This window comes from Cellulophaga sp. L1A9 (genome assembly GCF_009797025.1).
Lineage (GTDB): Bacteria > Bacteroidota > Bacteroidia > Flavobacteriales > Flavobacteriaceae > Cellulophaga.
The window spans coordinates 2,732,442-2,750,959 of the sequence record NZ_CP047027.1; the positions used below are offsets into that span (position 1 = coordinate 2,732,442).

General features: G+C 33.3%; 18 protein-coding genes and 1 tRNA gene. 10 read left to right on the forward strand and 9 right to left on the reverse strand.

Annotation, left to right across the window (positions count from 1 at the left end; translation table 11 throughout):
* Window positions 1-34 precede the first annotated feature (34 nt).
* The 5 genes from ftsZ (at window position 35) to GQR94_RS11895 (ending at window position 4,260) form a co-directional block, all read left to right on the forward strand.
* Entirely contained in the window at window positions 35-1,975 is a 1,941-nt protein-coding gene (gene ftsZ / locus GQR94_RS11875; protein WP_158975705.1) for a cell division protein FtsZ, read from the forward strand.
* 87 nt (window positions 1,976-2,062) lie between these two features.
* Window positions 2,063-2,512 carry a GatB/YqeY domain-containing protein gene (locus GQR94_RS11880; RefSeq protein WP_158975706.1) on the forward strand — a complete coding sequence of 150 codons (450 nt, stop codon included), beginning with the start codon at window positions 2,063-2,065 and terminating at the stop codon, window positions 2,510-2,512.
* A gap of 74 nt (window positions 2,513-2,586) precedes the next feature.
* Window positions 2,587-2,835, forward strand: a complete 249-nt coding sequence (locus GQR94_RS11885; protein ID WP_158975707.1) for a GIY-YIG nuclease family protein — start codon at window positions 2,587-2,589, stop codon at window positions 2,833-2,835.
* Window positions 2,836-3,124: 289 nt separating this feature from the next.
* Window positions 3,125-3,198, forward strand: a tRNA-Arg gene (locus GQR94_RS11890).
* 321 nt (window positions 3,199-3,519) lie between these two features.
* Complete coding sequence (locus tag GQR94_RS11895; RefSeq protein ID WP_158975708.1) at window positions 3,520-4,260, forward strand: hypothetical protein; 741 nt, start codon at window positions 3,520-3,522, stop codon at window positions 4,258-4,260.
* A 7-nt stretch (window positions 4,261-4,267) separates the two neighbouring features.
* On the opposite strand, the gene GQR94_RS11900 is transcribed toward GQR94_RS11895, so the two are convergent.
* Window positions 4,268-5,221: a hypothetical protein gene (locus GQR94_RS11900; RefSeq protein WP_158975709.1), complete on the reverse strand. Its 954-nt coding sequence runs from the start codon at window positions 5,219-5,221 to the stop codon at window positions 4,268-4,270.
* 152 nt (window positions 5,222-5,373) lie between these two features.
* Between GQR94_RS11900 and GQR94_RS11905 the strand changes: the two genes are divergently transcribed.
* The 3 genes from GQR94_RS11905 (at window position 5,374) to GQR94_RS11915 (ending at window position 8,983) form a co-directional block, all read left to right on the forward strand.
* Window positions 5,374-5,742 carry a hypothetical protein gene (locus GQR94_RS11905; RefSeq protein ID WP_158975710.1) on the forward strand — a complete coding sequence of 123 codons (369 nt, stop codon included), beginning with the start codon at window positions 5,374-5,376 and terminating at the stop codon, window positions 5,740-5,742.
* A 135-nt stretch (window positions 5,743-5,877) separates the two neighbouring features.
* Window positions 5,878-6,381 (forward strand): hypothetical protein, encoded by a 504-nt coding sequence (locus tag GQR94_RS11910; RefSeq protein ID WP_158975711.1) that lies wholly within the window; start codon window positions 5,878-5,880, stop codon window positions 6,379-6,381.
* A gap of 211 nt (window positions 6,382-6,592) precedes the next feature.
* A complete protein-coding gene (locus tag GQR94_RS11915; protein ID WP_158975712.1) occupies window positions 6,593-8,983 on the forward strand; it encodes a transglycosylase domain-containing protein in 2,391 nt (796 codons plus the stop codon).
* A gap of 6 nt (window positions 8,984-8,989) precedes the next feature.
* Here the strand turns inward: GQR94_RS11915 and GQR94_RS11920 are convergent, their stop codons facing one another.
* From GQR94_RS11920 to GQR94_RS11955, 8 genes are all read right to left on the reverse strand, one after another.
* Window positions 8,990-9,595 (reverse strand): zinc-ribbon domain-containing protein, encoded by a 606-nt coding sequence (locus tag GQR94_RS11920; RefSeq protein WP_158975713.1) that lies wholly within the window; start codon window positions 9,593-9,595, stop codon window positions 8,990-8,992.
* Window positions 9,596-9,617: 22 nt separating this feature from the next.
* Window positions 9,618-10,031 carry a hypothetical protein gene (locus GQR94_RS11925; RefSeq protein ID WP_158975714.1) on the reverse strand — a complete coding sequence of 138 codons (414 nt, stop codon included), beginning with the start codon at window positions 10,029-10,031 and terminating at the stop codon, window positions 9,618-9,620.
* A 138-nt stretch (window positions 10,032-10,169) separates the two neighbouring features.
* Window positions 10,170-10,814 (reverse strand): response regulator transcription factor, encoded by a 645-nt coding sequence (locus tag GQR94_RS11930; RefSeq protein ID WP_158975715.1) that lies wholly within the window; start codon window positions 10,812-10,814, stop codon window positions 10,170-10,172.
* Window positions 10,804-12,780, reverse strand: a complete 1,977-nt coding sequence (locus GQR94_RS11935; RefSeq protein WP_158975716.1) for an ATP-binding protein — start codon at window positions 12,778-12,780, stop codon at window positions 10,804-10,806. The genes GQR94_RS11930 and GQR94_RS11935 overlap by 11 nt, the downstream gene beginning before the upstream one ends.
* Before the next feature lie 121 nt (window positions 12,781-12,901).
* Window positions 12,902-13,864 carry a YpdA family putative bacillithiol disulfide reductase gene (locus GQR94_RS11940; RefSeq protein ID WP_158975717.1) on the reverse strand — a complete coding sequence of 321 codons (963 nt, stop codon included), beginning with the start codon at window positions 13,862-13,864 and terminating at the stop codon, window positions 12,902-12,904.
* Window positions 13,864-14,523, reverse strand: a complete 660-nt coding sequence (gene rpe, locus GQR94_RS11945; RefSeq protein ID WP_158975718.1) for a ribulose-phosphate 3-epimerase — start codon at window positions 14,521-14,523, stop codon at window positions 13,864-13,866. Before rpe ends, GQR94_RS11940 begins: the two co-directional genes overlap by 1 nt.
* Before the next feature lie 111 nt (window positions 14,524-14,634).
* Window positions 14,635-15,090 carry a tRNA (cytidine(34)-2'-O)-methyltransferase gene (locus tag GQR94_RS11950; protein WP_158975719.1) on the reverse strand — a complete coding sequence of 152 codons (456 nt, stop codon included), beginning with the start codon at window positions 15,088-15,090 and terminating at the stop codon, window positions 14,635-14,637.
* Window positions 15,090-15,326 (reverse strand): VF530 family DNA-binding protein, encoded by a 237-nt coding sequence (locus GQR94_RS11955; protein ID WP_158975720.1) that lies wholly within the window; start codon window positions 15,324-15,326, stop codon window positions 15,090-15,092. The genes GQR94_RS11950 and GQR94_RS11955 overlap by 1 nt, the downstream gene beginning before the upstream one ends.
* A 247-nt stretch (window positions 15,327-15,573) precedes the next feature.
* Here GQR94_RS11955 and GQR94_RS11960 point away from each other — a divergent pair, with 247 nt between their 5' ends.
* Window positions 15,574-16,926, forward strand: coding sequence for an SWIM zinc finger domain-containing protein (locus GQR94_RS11960; protein ID WP_158975721.1), 1,353 nt, complete (start codon window positions 15,574-15,576; stop codon window positions 16,924-16,926).
* The gene (locus GQR94_RS11965) at window positions 16,923-18,515 is read left to right on the forward strand and encodes a DUF5691 domain-containing protein (RefSeq protein WP_158975722.1); all 1,593 of its coding nucleotides are present in this window, start codon (window positions 16,923-16,925) and stop codon (window positions 18,513-18,515) included. The genes GQR94_RS11960 and GQR94_RS11965 overlap by 4 nt, the downstream gene beginning before the upstream one ends.
* The last annotated feature ends 3 nt before the right edge of the window (window positions 18,516-18,518 follow it).

An 18,518-nucleotide genomic window follows, 5' to 3' on the forward strand; every position in this document is an offset into this window, starting at 1 on the left:
CGAAGAACACAGTATAACCAGTAATACAGAACGTATGAGTAACAGTAACGAATTTGGAAGTATTTCCTTTGATTTGCCCAAAAATCAAAGTAATGTAATAAAAGTCATCGGGGTAGGTGGTGGCGGAAGTAACGCAATTAACCACATGTATTTGGCGGGAATAAATGGCGTTGATTTTATTATCTGTAATACAGATTCCCAAGCGCTTGATAATAGTACAGTACCCAACAAAATTCAATTAGGGGTTTCCTTAACTGAAGGTCTTGGTGCTGGTGCAAACCCAGAAGTTGGGGAGCAGTCTGCTATTGAGAGCATGGAAGAAATAAAAAATATGTTGGGTACCAACACTAAAATGGTTTTCATTACTGCAGGAATGGGCGGTGGTACTGGAACAGGTGCGGCACCAATGATAGCAAAGCAAGCTAAGGAACTGGATATCCTTACGGTTGGTATTGTTACAATTCCTTTTCAGTTTGAAGGTCAAATGAGAACCAAGCAAGCACAAGCAGGGATTGAAAAGTTACGTAACAATGTAGATTCTCTAATCGTTATCAATAATAACAAACTAAGAGAAGTTTATGGAAATTTAGGCTTTAAAGCAGGTTTCTCAAAAGCAGATGAAGTTTTAGCTACAGCTGCTAGAGGTATTGCAGAAGTTATAACACATCACTATACACAAAACATCGATTTACGTGATGCTAAAACAGTACTATCTAATAGTGGTACAGCAATCATGGGATCTTCAACTTCATCAGGTTCAAACAGAGCAAATGAAGCTATTATGAGCGCCTTAGATTCGCCGTTATTGAATGATAATAAAATTTCTGGAGCTAAAAATGTGTTATTATTAATCGTTTCTGGTACTAAAGAAATCACTATTGATGAAATAGGGGAGATCAACGATCATATACAAAGCGAAGCAGGCCATAGTGCAAACATCATTATGGGTGTTGGTGAAGATGAAACACTGGGGGAAGCTATTGCTGTAACCGTGATCGCTACGGGTTTTAATATAGACCAGCAAGATACTATTGTAAATACAGAATCTAAAAAAATAATCCATACACTTGAAGATAGCCAAAAGGCAGAGCAATTGTTAATGGGTTCGGAGAATGTAGTCTTTCAGTTGGTCGAAGAAGAGGAAAAAGTAAAAGAGGTAGTAAAAGAAGAGCCTAAAATTGTAAAACATATTTTAGAGGAAGATAAGCCAGAGATGGATTTAATTCCGACTTCTAGCTATATCAAGAACTTTAATGTATTCTACGATGAAGTAATAGCTGAAAATGTAGGGGATGATTTCATTATCGTAGATTCAAAAACACAGATAGATAATTTTGAAGTTATCGATCCGATTACTGTTTCTTCAGTAAAAATTGAAGACGATCAATTTCTTTTCAGTTTTGATGGCCCTGAGGCAGAAAAAATGAAAGAAAATAAGAAAGATAACGTCGTGATGTTTTCTTTGGATGATGAAGTAAGAGATATGGATGTAAAAGATCCTATCGAAGTTATTCCAGTAGTAGAATATAATAAAGATGGTGAAAAGCGCTATAGTCTTGATGATTATATGGAGCTAGAGGGAAAACTTAATGAAGCGAAGTCTAAAGCAGAAAAAGTGGAGCCTAAAGTTTTAGAAGAAGAAATGCGTTTTGAGCAAAAAACGGTTGAGAAGGAAACTAAGCATGTAGAAGAAGCTGCTCATGTAGACCCTATGGATATGCCTTTAGAGGAACTTCTTAGAAGTAGATCTGAAGAAAGAAAACGTAAGTTAAAAGATTTCAATTACAAATTTCAAAACAATAATGCTAAGCATATTGATGAAATTGAAAAACACCCAGCGTACAAACGTCAGGGAGTTCATTTGAATGAAGTAAATAGAGAAAACAAAATTTCTAGAACATCATTAAGTGAAGATAGTAATGATGATATTCAAATAAGAACTAACAATTCTTTTTTACATGATAATGTAGATTAAACATTGTTTTTAGAATAGTATAAACCCAGAAATACACTGTATTTTTGGGTTTATTTTTTTATCTTCGTGCCGCTAAAATAAAATGTTATGAGCTTACAGGATCAGGTAATGACCGAGATTAAAACAGCGATGAAAGCTAAAGATAAAGTAGCTTTAGAGTCGTTAAGAGCAATAAAATCTGCGTTGTTATTGATGCAAACAGATAATGGCTCAGGAGAAGCTATTACAGAAGAGGCAGAAATTCAGTTAATTCAGAAGTTGGTAAAGCAACGTAAGGATAGTGCTGCAATTTTTATAGAACAAGGTAGAGAAGACTTGGCGGAGCCGGAATTGGCACAAGTGGCAGTTATAGAAAAGTTCTTGCCAGAGCAATTAACAGAAGAAGAAATAGAGAAAGTTGTATTGCAAACTATTGAAACTACTGGTGCAGATGGTATGAAAGATATGGGTAAAGTTATGGGAATGGTATCTAAAGCGCTTGCAGGTCAAGCAGATGGTAAAACCATTTCTATGATTGTAAAAAAGAAATTGGCATAGTAAGAAAATAGTAACGGCTGCGTAGTTCAACTGGATACCCGCCTGCCGGCAGGCAGGGAATATCAAGTATAGGTATGAAGTACTATGTTTATGTTTTAGAGAGTGAGAAAGATAAAAGGTGGTATAAAGGACATACTGCAGATTTGGATAAACGGATTAAGGAACATAATTCAGGAAAGACTAAATCAACTAAAGGTTTTGTTCCTTGGAGATTGGTTTATTTTGAACTATTTGAAACAAGGAAAGAAGCTATACAAAGAGAAAAGTATTTCAAAACCGGAAGTGGTAGAGAATTTTTAAAGAAAATAATAACGGCTGCGTAGTTCAACTGGATACCCGCCTGCCGGCAGGCAGGGAATATCAAGTATAGGTATGAAGTATTATGTTTATGTTTTAGAAAGTGAAAAAGAGAAAAGTATTTCAAAACCGGAAGTGGTAGAGAATTTTTAAAGAAAATAGTAACGGCTGCGTAGTTCAACTGGATACCCGCCTGCCGGCAGGCAGGGAATATCAAGTATAGTATGAAGTACTATGTTTATGTTTTAGAAAGTGAAAAAGAGAAAAGTATTTCAAAACCGGAAGTGGTAGAGAATTTTTAAAGAAAATAGTAACGGCTGCGTAGTTCAACTGGATAGAATATCAGATTTCGGCTCTGAGGGTTGGGGGTTCGAATCCCTTCGCGGTCACGAATAAATAAAAAGTCTCATAAAATATACAAGCTTGCTTGCGTATATTTTGTGAGACTTTTTATTTTCAAAGCGGAGCTTTAAGGGATCAACGCAGTTCATCCTTTATTCGTGAAAATGTTGAATATGGTTTTAATGTTTACTTGCGTATATTTTATGAGACTTTTTATTTTCAAAGCGGAGCTTTGATGGATCAACGCAGTTTGTTTTTTAGTTTACATTATTAATTATTTAGACGTATTATTCTCAACATCAGCATAAATATAGCTATCTTAAGTTCTTAATGATAGGAAATTTTATATGAAATAGATGTTTAGAGGGATGCATTTTTTTAAGGATAGTATAAAACTGCTTACTGTATTTATAGCCTTCTTTTGTTCTATAATTGTTGCTTCTCAAGAAATACCACATTTAGAGACAATATTAAATCAGCTAGAATTAGACTTGTCTGAATGTAAAACAGATCTAATTGTAGCTAAGGTAAAGCCTGATAATTCAGAAGAAACTATCGTTGTTATACCAGAAATTGTCCAAGAAGATGAGGATTATTTTGAGCTTAATAGCCATATTTTAATTATAGAAACTAATACAGGGAAAATAAAATCCAGATATTTTGAAGGTTCATTAACGAACGAGTGGTATTCAGATGCAGTTAGATTGGCAGAAATAAAGATTGATACGGCTCCTTATCTTCTTTCAGAAGACACTAGGGCATTCGGTATCCGGGTTTATTATTACAATAACTCACATCCGAATCCGTACAGTCATGAAACAATTTCGTTATATTTTGATGAAAATAATACCCTAAAACAGGTTTTGAAAAATTTTGAAATGATGAGCTATGGTGGCGAAGTGAACTCAGAATGCGAAGCAGACCTAAGTGGCGTTGAAAAAGTGTTAATCCTTAAGGAAACAAAAACAAATGGCTATTTTGATATTTTAGTAAAAAGCACTGTGAAAACAACAACTAGAAAAGAAGCTTCAAATGGTGATTGCATTGAAGAAAAAAAGATTACAAATCTAGATCAAGTATTAAAGTTTAAAAACGGTAAATACCAATGAATATAATTTATGCTTTTAAAAACTGAATTAAGTACGCAATCAAAATACTTATCATAAGCCCTATATTCACTTTTGCCAAATCTTTAATGATAAGGGTATAGGTTGTCTTTAGTTGTTTTTTCTCTAAAAGATATTTTATGGCAATTTCTCTACCTGCCAAAATACCTACGAAAGTCCAAGTGGTACTCATAGGAACATCATTCAAAATAGTAAATAGGTAAAGTAATACCCCGTAGCAAGCATCGATAATCGTTGCAGAGCGGATATGCTGTGTGTTAGATTTCTGATTTACGATCTTTTGTATGTTTCCTCCTTTTACATTAAAGATGTAGGCCATGATGCTTAAAATAACAATAAGGGCTATCCCCAATTCGGAAATAGTTAATTGTCGAGGTAAGAAGACAAAAATATTGGCAAAGTCCTGAATTAACCATTGCGACCATAGAAACCCAGTAGAAAACCATTGCGCAACTAACCAATAGGGTTTTTGCTTTTTCTTATCCATTAATCGGATAGCGGCTTTGGATTCTAATTTCTTAGCAATAATCAGGTATAGTATTAATGCAGCTGCAAAGGCTAGTACATACCCAAAAATAGATTTTAAAATCATTTTTTCAATTAATTGCCCGGAGGAGAATACACTTAAAATCATGAAAGTGGTACTCACAGGAATTCCAAAGCGAGTAATAATTAATAAACTTAGTGGTGCTAGAAGATACCACCAGGGTAAGGGGTCAGGGAGTGGTATTTGGGAAAGACGACCATAAGAGACATCACCATTATTAAAATACCAGCCAAAAAATAAGGTTACTGTTAATATGGTACCGGCAAAAGCCCATAGATACCACCATTTTGTTTTACTGTTTGATGAAATAAAAGTACCCAGTGTTTGTATAACATCATTAGCAATAACAGAATAGGCGGCAATAAAAAAGCCTAAACACACTATAAGTTCATTCATTTAATATAGGAATTAAAATAATATCTTTTCTAAAAAAAGTCGCGTAAATGTAGAAGAATAATTGTTTCGTTAAATGAATTATAAAAAATATTGTGGATTAAATATTAGTGTACCTTTGTGGTGCAATAAGTACATTAAATTTATCTTTTTAGATGAGCAAGATGTTGTGGTATAGAAGTTTATTATTTATTCTGTTGTGTAGCAGTTTTCAAGGGTCTTTTGCGGCTGTTGAAATCGAGGCAAAGCATGACAATTTAGATGTAGCTATCATTCTTGACCAAACTGCAGTACAGGATAGGTTTACTATTAATGCTGATGGGCTTAATGTTATTTGGGAAAATACAACTTCCTCAAATGCAGATACCACGGTAAATTTAGTTTTTGGTTCTTCTTTAAATCCAATACAATATTTATGTGCTCGCAAGAATCAAATTGCTTTACTATACATTTCTTCAAGTGGTTTTATAGATCTTAAGTTTGATACCCATAGAATTGCGTATCATTTTCACTCTTTTCCATAATTTTTAAATGATTTTATTTCACTAGTACGCACTGGGCATTTACTAGTGTTTTCATGGGCTTTATTAAATCAATCTGTAGTAATAACAGCGATTTAATAGCTTTTTTATAATATCATTTTAAAAATATAATATAGTATGGATACTTCAGTTTTAATCATGTGTCTAATTTTAGTAGGCATAATTTTTATACCCTTTTTTTTATTTAACATATCAGGTAAGTCCACTTCAAAAAAAGTAAAAGAAGCGGCACAAGCAGTAAGTGCAAAAAACCAATTGAATATCTCTCAAAGTGAGCTTTGGGGCAATTCTTATATTGGAATTGATGAAAATGAACGAAAACTATTGTTTTTAAAATTCTCCGAAAAAGAGATGTATGAGCGTATGGTGGTTATTTCTGCTATTAAAGAGTGTACAATTCTAGAACAAAGAAAATTCTTTAAAGTAAAAGACAAAAAAGATTCTCATTTAGAGAAGTTAGACTTGAAAATAACACTTAAATCAGGCAAACATTTTGAGCTTAATTTTTATGATGAAACGCTTAATTATTCAGAAGATTTTGAGGTTAAAAGAATTGAAAAATGGAAATTGCTTATTCATCAGTTAATTACCACTGAAAATAATGTTAAGCAAGTAGCTTAATTTTAGTTTGTAATTCACTAAAAACCATTGTTGCGAAACAATGGTTTTTTTGTTTTAAAAGCTATTGCTTGTTCTATTTTTGTAAATTCCACATGTATTCTAATTGTCGTAAGCATATGAACAATAGTATTTTAGACTATTTGTATGTAGATGATTAAAAAAAGTTAATTTTGCGCGCTCAATTTTTTTAGTGTTGCTACTAACAAAGCCTATGGAAAAAATTACATCCTTGAAAAATACACTAACCGCAAAAGCTAAGAAAGTGCTCAGGTTTGCTCGTAAACATCCTTTTAAAAGCTTCTTTTATTTCATGGGACTAGGGTTTTTATTAGGACTTGTTTTTTTGCTTTTAATTTATTTTGGCGCTTTCGGGAAGTTGCCAACTAAGGAATATCTGAAGCAGCTAGAAAATCCTATTACTTCTACAATTTATGCTTCAAATAATGAGCCAATAGGATACTACTTTCTTCAAAATAGATCTAATGCAGATAGCACTCAAATTTCTAAGCATTTAAAAGAAGCTTTGGTTGCTACAGAAGATAGTCGTTTTTATACGCATGGCGGAATAGATTATAAAAGTTATGGTCGTGTTTTTGTAAAATCAATAGTGCTTGGGCAGAATGCTGGTGGCGGAAGTACCGTAACACAACAGGTAGCTAAAAATATATTCGGGAGGCAAAAGCAGTTTTTCCTTTCAACGCCAATAAATAAAATTAGAGAGTTATTTATTGCTAAGCGTTTAGAAAGTATCTATAGTAAAGACGAAATTTTGTTGTTGTATTTTAATACAGTTTCCTTCGGAGAAAATATTTATGGAATTGAAAAGGCAGCATATCGTTTTTTTAATAAACCTCCTGAAAAGCTATCCTTAGAAGAGTGTGCTACTTTAGTGGGGGTATTGAAAGCGCCGTCTTACTACAATCCTAGAATAAACCCAGAAAGGGCAACCAATCGTAGAAATGTAGTATTAAGTCAAATGGCAAAGTATGGCTATATCACTGAATTAGAAATGGAAGCGGCCAAGAAGCCTTTGGTGTTAGATTATCAATTGCCTAAGAAAACCTCTGCTTTTTCATCTTATTTTAAAGATTTAGTAGCAGAAGAATTTGCCCAATGGGCAGAGTTAAACCCTGCTGAAGACGGTCATATTTATGATTTAGAAGCGGATGGATTAAGTGTGTATACGACTTTGAATACATCAATTCAAGAATATGCTGAAAAAGCATTGAACCGTCAGATTGAAAGTTTACAAAAATTGATGGATCAATATTGGGATGCTGCAACTATAGAGGGTGGTAAAGAAGCTTTGCTCCAACAGATTACAGATCAAACTAAAGAAGTAAAAAGATTAAAAGCGGAAGGAAAGAATGAGGAGGAAATCTCATCTTTTATAAATAAAAAGAAAAAAAGAAACTATTGGGAGATAGGCAAGGGCTATGAAGAAAAGATGATGTCTCTAGAAGATTCTATAGCAAAAAGTATCAATAGATTGCATGCAAGTTTATTTGTCATGAGCACTACTTCTGGGAGAATTATGGGGTATGTTGGAGGAATTGATTATGGTTTTAGTCAGACGGATAATATCCGTACCCCGCGTCAAGTAGGCTCAACATTTAAACCAATTACCTATCTCGCCGCTTTAGAAGTTGGGCAAGACGTTTGTAGTTATTATAATAACAACTTGGTTACTTATGCTGAATACGAAGATTGGCAGCCTAGAAACGCTTCTGGGGGCTATGGAGGGAGTTATAGTATGCATGGCGCGCTAGCAAATTCAGTCAATACAGTTTCTGTGAACATACAACTAAAAGTTGGGGTAGAACGTGTATTAGAGCAAGCGAAGAAAATGGGTATTGAAGCACCACTTCCAGAAGTTCCTTCTATTGTTTTGGGGACGGCAGATATTAGCCTTTTAGAAATGGCAACTGCTTACGCGAGCATTTCTAATGGTGGTAATAAGATAAAACCTTTTACTATAGAACGAATTATAAACGAAGACGGCGTTATTGTATATGAGGCCAAACCAGAATATCAAGGACGCGTAGCTGGGTATACTCATGTTAAGCAATTGCAAAAAATGATGGAGGGTGTGGTGACTAGTGGAACGGGGGTGCGTTTAATGGGCTACGGAATTCCTTACAATTTAATTGGGAAGACAGGTACGACACAAAACAATGGAGATGGTTGGTTTATTGGAGCGTCACCAGAATTGGTTATTGGTGCTTGGGTGGGTACCTATGATAAGCGAGTGCAGTTTTCAACCACAAGAATGGGGTCTGGATCTAATACAGCATTACCTATGGTAGCTTCTGTTTTTAGAGATTTAAGCACTTGGAAAAGACCTATACTTACCAATTTTAAATATGATTTTGATCATTTCCCTTGTCCGCCTTATTTAGAGATGAATGCTAAAGAAGCTTTTGAGTTTGCTAAAGCAGATACCTTATATCTCCAAAATTTAAGAATTCAGGATTCCCTAAAAATATTATCGCAATTACCTGTGCCTATAGATTCGCTACAAGGGATTGTTCCAGCAACGATTAAGACAGATTCAACTGTTTTAGATAGTTTGCCTGCTAATTTAAGTGATATCTTAAAGTAACTAAAGCTAATTTCTGTTGATGTCAAAGATTTTACCGCTCGTATACATAGCTGTAATTTCTTTTTTAGAATACCCGTAGACAACATTGGGATAATTCTCTGGAGTGTCTATTTTATAAATTCGAGATGCCTCACTAATTTCAAAATCGTTAAGTGCAATAAAAAGACTATCACTATCTACCTGAATTACTTTCATAGTAGAAAACTGCTTATTGGCAATTTTGTATTCATAAATGTCTCCAGCCATAGGCTGATTCAAATACTCTTGTTCTAATTTTTTATTATTTTGACTTGTGAATCCTGCGAAGATTAAAAAGAAAAATGCGATGAATACACCAGAAAATTGCCAAATTGGGCCCTTAGTTTCGTTTTTAATTATTTGATATTCTTTTTTTAACGGTTCAGGCATTTCGTTAGAGCGTAATGCTTGTTTGCAATTCTTACAATGAGATACGCCAGACTTTCCCATAGGGAAAATTGGAACCCAGAAAATATGTGCATGTTTCCTGTAAATACTAATCAATAAAGATCCTTTTTCTTCGCAATTAGGGCAAACTGGGGTTGCTTTTTGAACGGAATGTAAATGTGCTGAACGCGTACCGTAGATGATCATAGTGAATAAAGTTGACGGTTAATTACTTGATTTGATTACTGGCTATTTCCTTTTGTTTGAAATATTTTAAATACTCGTTTGTGGTAAATAAATTAGAAACAGTTTCTCTAATCTGAGCATCTTTTAAAGCAGAATTTGCAGTTCGGTAGTCAGGGTTTAATAATCGTGTTGTGGCTAAGGTATCACATAGTAATTCTTCTCCTTTATCATTCGTAACTTTTAAGGTTGCGGTGCTTTGTAAAAGAGATTTTCCATTTATTAAGATGGTTAAGGTGTCTGTGTTATTTTGACCAGAAAATGCTTTTACGGCACTGTTAGTTAAGAGCAAGTCAGATTTTATAATAGCTACATGCTTAGCTGTTTCAGAAGTTTTCTTATCGTTAGAGCAAGAAATAAATAAAGTAGTAAGTGCGATTAAAATAATTTTGTGCTTCATAATTGTATTGTTGTTTGTTCAATACAAAGGTCAAGCGATTGCACTCTCTTTTTTACACCTAAAAAAGTGAAATTGATACCCCCTGTTTTCAGGGATGCCTAACTTATAAGGCCAAGAAATTGTTTTTTAAATTAGATGTTATTCATCTAAAAGGCCCATTTTTAAAGCATGCTTTGTTAGGCCAGCAAGGTTTTTTACGTTTAGTTTTGAAATTAGATTTTTTCTATAACTCTCAATGGTATGTTTGCTTAAGAATAATTTATCAGCAATTTCTTGAGTTGTATTTTCCTCAGCAATAAGTTTAAGGACTTCTTTCTCGCGATCAGTCAATGAAATTTCTTCCATTTTTTTATTTTCAAACATCGCATCAGTGTATGCTTTCTTTATTTCTGGAGAAAAATATTTATCGCCTTTGATAATACTGCGAATAGCTGTTAGTAATTCTTCTTTTTCTGCATTTTTAGGGACATAACCATCTACATTGTTTTTGATGAGTTTATCTATCATCATCCCATCAATATGCATACTCACCACTAGTGTTTTTAAAGCAGGATATTTGCTTTTAACTATTTTGTTTAATTCAATACCACCCATTTCTGGCATCGTTAAATCAGTTATTAACAAATGAATATTTTCAGCACCATTGATACTTAAATATTTTTCGACTTGCGCCCCGTTTTTAGCGGTAAGAATCACAGAAAATTCAGGAGCTTCATTTAGAATACTGATTAAACCATCAATAAACATTTTATGGTCGTCGGCAATAATTAGATTATAGTTCATGTACTGTTTTTTTTAAATCAGGAATTTCTAAAGCAATTACCGTCCCCCTATTTTCAGAAGAATCAATATGTAAAGTTCCTTTTAATTTTTTAATTCTACTGGTAATATTTTTTAGACCAATACCCGTTTCCTTTTCTAACGTATTAAATCCTTTTCCATTATCCTCGAAGAGTAAAGATAACTCGTCCCCGATGAGATTTAAATGAATATCTACATTTTTAGCTTTCGCATGTTTTAACGTATTCGTCATTAACTCTTGTAGAATTTTAAATAGCTCAACCTGTATTTTCTCATCAATTTTATTGATGTTTTCTTTTGGATGTGGGTGAAAAGCTACTTGAATTGTATTGGTCCTTGATATGGAATTTACAAATTCTTGCACCAAATCGGTAAATACATTTTGTTTGAATTTTTTAGGAATTAAGGTGTGTGATATATCGCGTACTAGTTGATAGGTTTCGTCAATCTGAATATTAATTGTTTTTAATGCATCAGAATCTTTTGCCAAACTTGAGAGCTGTAGTTTTATACCCGCGAGGTTACCACCAATACTATCATGTAGTTCTTGGGCAATACGTTTACGTTCTTCATCTTGCCCTTCAACAGATGCTTTTATTAAATTTAATTCTTGCTCTTGGATTAATGATTTTACTTTCTGCGTATTTATTTCTTCTTGCTTTTTAGAAAGCTCACTCTGGGTTTGTAATTTTTGATAATACACGAACAGTAATGCGATAATCGGAATTAGAATAATTAAAAATCCAATTAAAAAGGCATTTTTGATTGTTTTTTGGCGACTTAATTCTGCCTCTTTTAAAAGCTTATCTTCTTCTAGGGTGTTTATTTCTTTCTCTTTTTCTATGGTTTCATATTGCACTTCTAATTCTTTAATGATTGCTTTTTGTTGCCTTTCATTAATCTCACCAATAACGCTAAAAAGTTGCGTCATGGAAGCATAAGCGTTTTCAAAATCACCCTGTTCTTGAAAACAACGCGATTGAAGAATTAAAGACTCTCTTTGAAACTGCAGATTGTCGCTATCTATTGCATTAATGTATGCCGTGGTTAAACCTAAAACTGCAATGTCGTAAAATCCTTGTTTGTAATATAAACGAGATATTAAAAGAGAACCTTCAAAATAAATAGCGTCAAAACCCTTTTCTTTTGCTTCATTTCTCGTGGTTTCGTACTCAGGGAATGCTCCTTTAAAATCATTTTGAGCTTCTTTTAATTTGGCAATTTCTAAACGAATGGTAAGCAGTGTTTCTTCATCGTCTAAAGTTTTAGATAATTTAGATGCTTCGTCGTAATACCTCTGGGCTTGCGTGTAGTTTTCATTAAACCGATATGCTTTACCCAGTAAAATGAAATTTTGTGTTTTTAAAGAAGGAAATTCAGGAGTAAATTCCGAAAGTGATTTTTCTAATAGGCTAATCCCTTTATCTATATTTCCTTGTGAAATATAACTTCTCGCTAGTCCAAGTTTGTGCTTGTATTTAAACTCTGTATAATTAGTTTCTTCTGCCTCTTTTAGTCCCTGTAAAAACCATTTTATGGCATTATCATACAAGCCATTCATTAAATTACCTTTCCCTAGATAATAATTGGCTTTAGAAGAATATCTTTTTTTTATTTTGGGGGTCTGACTCCAGTTGTTTACCTCCTTTAAATATAAATTGGCATAGTGAACAACAGAATCTGTATTTGTTTTTCTAATATGAAAATCTAATAATTGGTCTATAATTGAAAACCGTTGTATACCATATTCTGCCGTTTTTAATTCCTTATAATAAGGGTCAAGGGATTTAGGTGTTGTTCGCTGCGCCCATCCAAAATAGACCAGCGGTGCTATATTAGAAGTGTCTTTATTTTTTCCCTGAGATATACCTATCGCAGCATTTAAAAATAATAGACTAAAAAATAAAAATAGAGATTGGCCAGTGAAACCTTGATAATTTGAATGCATAATTGAGGGTTACTATCAAAAATTGAAATCAATACCTTCAATTTTTAAAGACGATAAAACTACTGACTTTTTTTATTGGGTCACTCCCTGAATTCCGTGATTTGTAATGAGTTAGTGGTTTTTATTTTTTTAAAATAGAATCCATAATCATTTTAGCATGAACTCTAGAATTTTCTATAAACCATTTATGTGTTTCCATACCGCCGCAAATAACACCGGCTAGGTATAAATTAGGAACATTAGTCTCCATGGTCTCTTGATCGTAATTTGGCAATCTTTTTTCATCGTTAGATAAAGCAACACCAAGATTTTCAAGAAATTCAAAATTAGGTTTGTAGCCAGTAAGTGCTAAAACAAAATCGTTTTCAATGGTTTTAACTCCTTCAGGAGTGTTAATTACTACTTCGTTATGTTTTATCTCTTTAAGAGTAGCATTGTAAAATACAGAAATACTGCCTTCTTCAAGGCGATTTATAATATCTGGGCGAACCCAATATTTTACGCGTTGCCCCACTTCTGTACCTCTAATAATTAAGGTTACTTCAGCACCTTTTCTATAGCATTCCAAGGCCGCATCTATGGCAGAATTACTAGCGCCAATTACAGCTACTTTTTGCTGTGCGTAATAATGAGGATTGTCATAATAATGCTTTACTTTTTCTAATTGTTCTCCCGGAATGTTTAAGGTATTTGGTAAATCATAAAAGCCTGTGGCAATAACAACGTTTTTTGCAGAATAACTTTTCTTGTTGGTGGTAACCTCAAAGTAGGTATCAGTTTTTACCACATTTTCAACTTTTTCGAAAAGTTGAATGTTAAGATGATTGCTGGTTACAATTCTTCGATAATATTCTAGTGCCTCATCTCGTTTTGGTTTTGGCTCTTTACTGATAAAAGGGATTTCGTCTATCTCTAATTTTTCTGAGGATGAGAAAAATTGCATATTGCTAGGGTAGTGGAAAAGCGAATTTACAATAGGTCCTTTTTCGATAATTAAATAACTAAGGCCTTTTTTTTTAGCTTCTAACCCACAGGCTATTCCTATAGGACCTCCACCAACAATAATAACATCAAATTTATTCATTATCCTGCAATATCTTTTAATTCTTGAATTGTTTTTATAGGGTCTTTGCTGTTAAAAATAAAACTACCAGCCACTAGTACATCTGCTCCAGCATCTTTTAAAGCTTTTGCATTTTTATCGGTTACACCGCCGTCAATTTCAATAAGTGTTTTGGCTCCTTTACGGTCTATCAAAGCTTTTAAAGCTCTAATTTTATCATAGGTATTTTCAATAAAAGACTGTCCGCCAAAACCAGGATTTACACTCATTATGCAAACGACATCAATATCTTTGATGGTATCTTCAAGGAGCATAATATTGGTATGTGGGTTTAAGGCCACACCCGCTTTCATACCTTCGGCTTTAATAGCCTGTAGTGTGCGGTGTAGATGCGTGCAAGCTTCATAGTGTACAGATAAGTTCGTAGCGCCGAGTGCTGCAAAGGTTTTAATGTAGCGGTCAGGGTCTACAATCATCAAATGTACATCAAGGGGTTTTGTAGCATATTTAGCAATTGCTTTTACAACAGGCATACCGTAAGAAATATTAGGAACAAAAACACCATCCATAATATCAATATGATGCCAATCTGCATTGCTATTGTTAATCATTTCTACATCGCGTTGTAAGTTGCCGAAATCCGCAGCTAAAAGTGAAGGTGCAATCTTTATATCTCCCATTTGAAATGTATCCTTTTCTGTTTATACAAAAATAGTGAATTTGATGGGGAACTTTAAAGTGAAAAGTGTTTATAAACGATATGGGTGCATAGCATTTGTAAATAAAACAATTTAAAGGCTTAGCTGTCGGAGACCTTCATATACCACAACGCTTACTGCGTTTGCCAGGTTAAGACTTCTAATATGGTTGCTGTGTAAAGGAATTTTATATAATTTATCTGTATTCTTTGTCGTTACTGCTTCTGGAAGCCCTTTAGATTCTTTGCCAAAAATTAAAAACATGTCCTCTTTAAAATCAATATCCCAATGGGTTTTATTTCCATGGCTAGAAAAGTATACGAATTCTTTATCTGTATTTTTTAGGTAGAAATCTTCAATACTCTCATATATGGTTAGGGAGATGTGCTGCCAGTAATCTAATCCAGCTCTTTTTACCCGTTTGTCACTTAGTTCAAATCCAAATGGTTTTACTAAATGCAGGTGACTGCCAGAAGCTAAACTTAAACGTCCGATATTGCCGGTGTTATTAGGGATTTCTGGTTCGAATAATACGATATGTAACGGCATTATTTTTTAATCGATTTTAAGTATAAATGTTCTACTTTTTCTCTAGCCCAAGGTGTTTTTCTTAAGAAGTTTAAACTAGACTTTATGGTCTGATTACTTTTAAAACAATTGATGTTTATTTGTAAGGACAGTTCTTTCCAGCCATATTTTTCTACTAAAAACTCAAGAATATCTTTAAGTTTTACACCGTGAAGTGGATTGTTGGGTTGTTCTTGTTTGTTTTCGTCTGAATTCATCTACTACAAAAATAGTTATTAATAATCAGGACAAGAACAAAAAGTATAAAACACTATATTCTATTTCAACTTTATAAATTAAATAGTCTCCGTTTTATTTTTATGGAGAAAATTAACGATTATAGTGATGAATGCTTATCTTAGAATTTTGGTTTTAAAAGCTGAAGAGTAATTTTTAATGGTACGTTAAGCTGCATAAATTGTCATTGACAAACAGCTATTTTTAAATGATTTAATCTTTACAAAATTGCAGTTTACAGAAGAACAAATAGAAGGTTTAGCAGCGAATGCAGCGGCAATAAAGGCAGGCAAAAAATTAACATCAAAATCTGGTTGGGATTTTTATGCTAAAAGTGATAGGGTAATCTGGGGTGCAATTAAAGGATCTGGGAAAAATCCATATACCATACAGGTTGATATTTTAAATTTAGCCTATAAATGTAGTTGCCCATCACGTCAATTTCCTTGTAAGCATGGTTTAGCATTGTTGTTTTTGTATGTGCAAGAAAAAGGAGATTTTGTAATTAAGGAAGAACCAGATGATATTAAAGCCTGGTTGGGTAAGCGCGATGCTAAACTAGTTCCAAAGGAGGTATCTAATGATGAACTCACGGAGGATCAAATTGAAAAAAGAGCAAAAGGAAAAGTAAAACGTCAGAAAGACAGAGAGAAATTTATAAACTCAGGAATTGAGGAATTAATTCTTTGGCTTAGAGATGTTGTCCGTTTAGGGATATTAGACCTGCCAAATAAAGACTATCGTTTTTTTGAAAATGTAGCTTTAAGAATGGTTGATGCTAAGGCTTCTGGTTTAGCAGGCAGAGTTCGTGAACTTTCCGCTATTAATTATTCGTTAGGAGATCAATGGCAAAATGAAGTTATTGAAAGTATTGGAAGAACATACCTACTTTTAAAATCTTATCAAAATTCATTACAAAAAAAACAAAAACCTTTACAGGGAATGCTCAAAGGGTTAATAGGGCAAAACCTTTCTACTAAGGAGTTGTTAGAAGACGAAACCGCTTTACACGTAAAGGATCAATGGTTGGTGTTAGGGTCCATTAAAGAAGCGTTAGAAAAAGAAAGATTAGTTGTAGCGTATACGTGGCTTTTAGGTTTAGAAACAAATCAAGATGCTATTTTAATTGCTTTTGAGACCCCTTTTAATACGGCAACTGAACTAACCTTATTTAATGGAAGTATTTTGGAGGCAGAATTGGTTTTTTATCCTGATCCAGTACCTCATAGAGCCGTGATAACAGGACAGGTGGCTACAACTCAAGAATTGATAAAAATTCCAAAATTTAAATTGAACTGGATTGCTGCGCATCACCAAAAAGTAGCGTGGCTTAAACTTAATCCTTGGGTAAATAATAAAATAAGTCTTGTTGAAAATGTTTATTTTTTGAAATTAAATGATCAATGGATTGTTTCTGATCAGGAACAAAATTATAGAGCAATTATAGAAAACTTTCCAAATGATAAGCTAATGAAAGCACTTTTCTTAGGAGAATCGCCTTTTCATATCGCCGTAATTGAAAAAGAAAATAGCGTGTACCCCATAGGTGTTTTTAACCAACAAAAGTATTACCCATTATGAGTCATCTATTGCAACATCTAAAAGATGTAGCCTTATTGGGCACAGAAAAAAGAGAGATAGATATTTCTCTTTTACCTCCTAATATCGCTCAGATTTATAAGGATAATGATTTTGAAAATAATGAGACAGCTTTCTTAAGTCTATTATCTATAATTACGTATTACCAAAAAGCAGGTGCGCTGCCTTTAAAGCATGATGGCAGTCCTGTTTTTGAAGGGATAACAGAACAACAAACGTATGCACCCGATGAACTACATCATGTTTTTTTGAAAATCAATAATTTTTTAGAAAACGAAATTTTAAAAGAATTTTTATTCGTTGAATATTTACAGCTACTTCATCAACACAATTGGATGGCGAGCAAACCTACCATACCGTATCTTGTTATTTGGTACAATCTTACCAATAAAAAAAATCAGCATAAAATTAAAAAAGTAATAGGGAATAAGGGCAGAAGTTTATTAGAGGAGAAATCTGTTTTGATTCGTTCAGAAGATATATGGGATGAAGGGAGTTTCGATGCTAAAAAACAGTATTTAGAAACATTGAGAAAAAAGAATCCTGAAAGGGGACTGGCTTTATTATTGTCTACATGGAACGGAGATTCTATTACTCATAAATTAGCATATCTAAAAATAATAGCTGCGACTTTAGTGAGTACCGACATACCATTCCTAGAGGACGTGTTCGAAAATGAATTTGCTTATGCAGAGAAAGAAAAGAAAACATATGGTGCTTGTCGTCAAACAATAGCAGGAGCTCTACTTGCGTTGGAAGATTCAAAATTACATGCAGAAGTAAGTCAAAATTTAAGAAGATATATAAAAACGCCAAAAGGATTATTGGCTAAAATGTTTAAGGATTCTAATAGTCTCTTATTGCTTCCTTCAGAAGAGGATGGTTTTTGGAATAGTACAAGACTTTTAAAGTCTTATGGTGTTGCGGATACTAGTATTGATATTGCTTATTTTTCTAATTCAATTTCCTATCTAATGGCATTTTATGTTGAAAATATCTCGCTTTTAAACTGGGCAGCTATTTTAAATATTCCAATACCTAAGGTTATTGATTTTTTTGTAAACGACAAACAATTTCAAAATACGATTAAGGGTGTTACGAATAGTTATTTATTACGTCCTTTATTACAATCATCAATTAAATATCCAAATATTCTTGTGAGTAGAGAGTTATTGACGTTAAAACAATTACATGTAGATGATGTTTTGATGCTTTTAAATCATATTCCACAAGAGGAATGGGAACATTACATAAAAAAAAATGAGCTGTATTTAGATCCCCACTATTTAAATACATTTCCGATAGCAAAAGGAATTTGGTCTCAAGAATTTTCGGAATTATGGTTGCGTTGGAGTTTGAGAAATTTTGATAAAAAGTTTAATTTCAATTATCAGTTAGCTTCAATAGTACCTAAATTTTTTAATTTCAATTCATTACCGTTACTAGAAAAAAAACATATAGAACTTTCAAACGAATTAACTAATAAACAGTCTTGGGATAAGCATTTATACGATCCTATTCATGAAACCGCTAGTATTAGGCAACTGTTAAATCCTTTTCAACAAAAATAACCC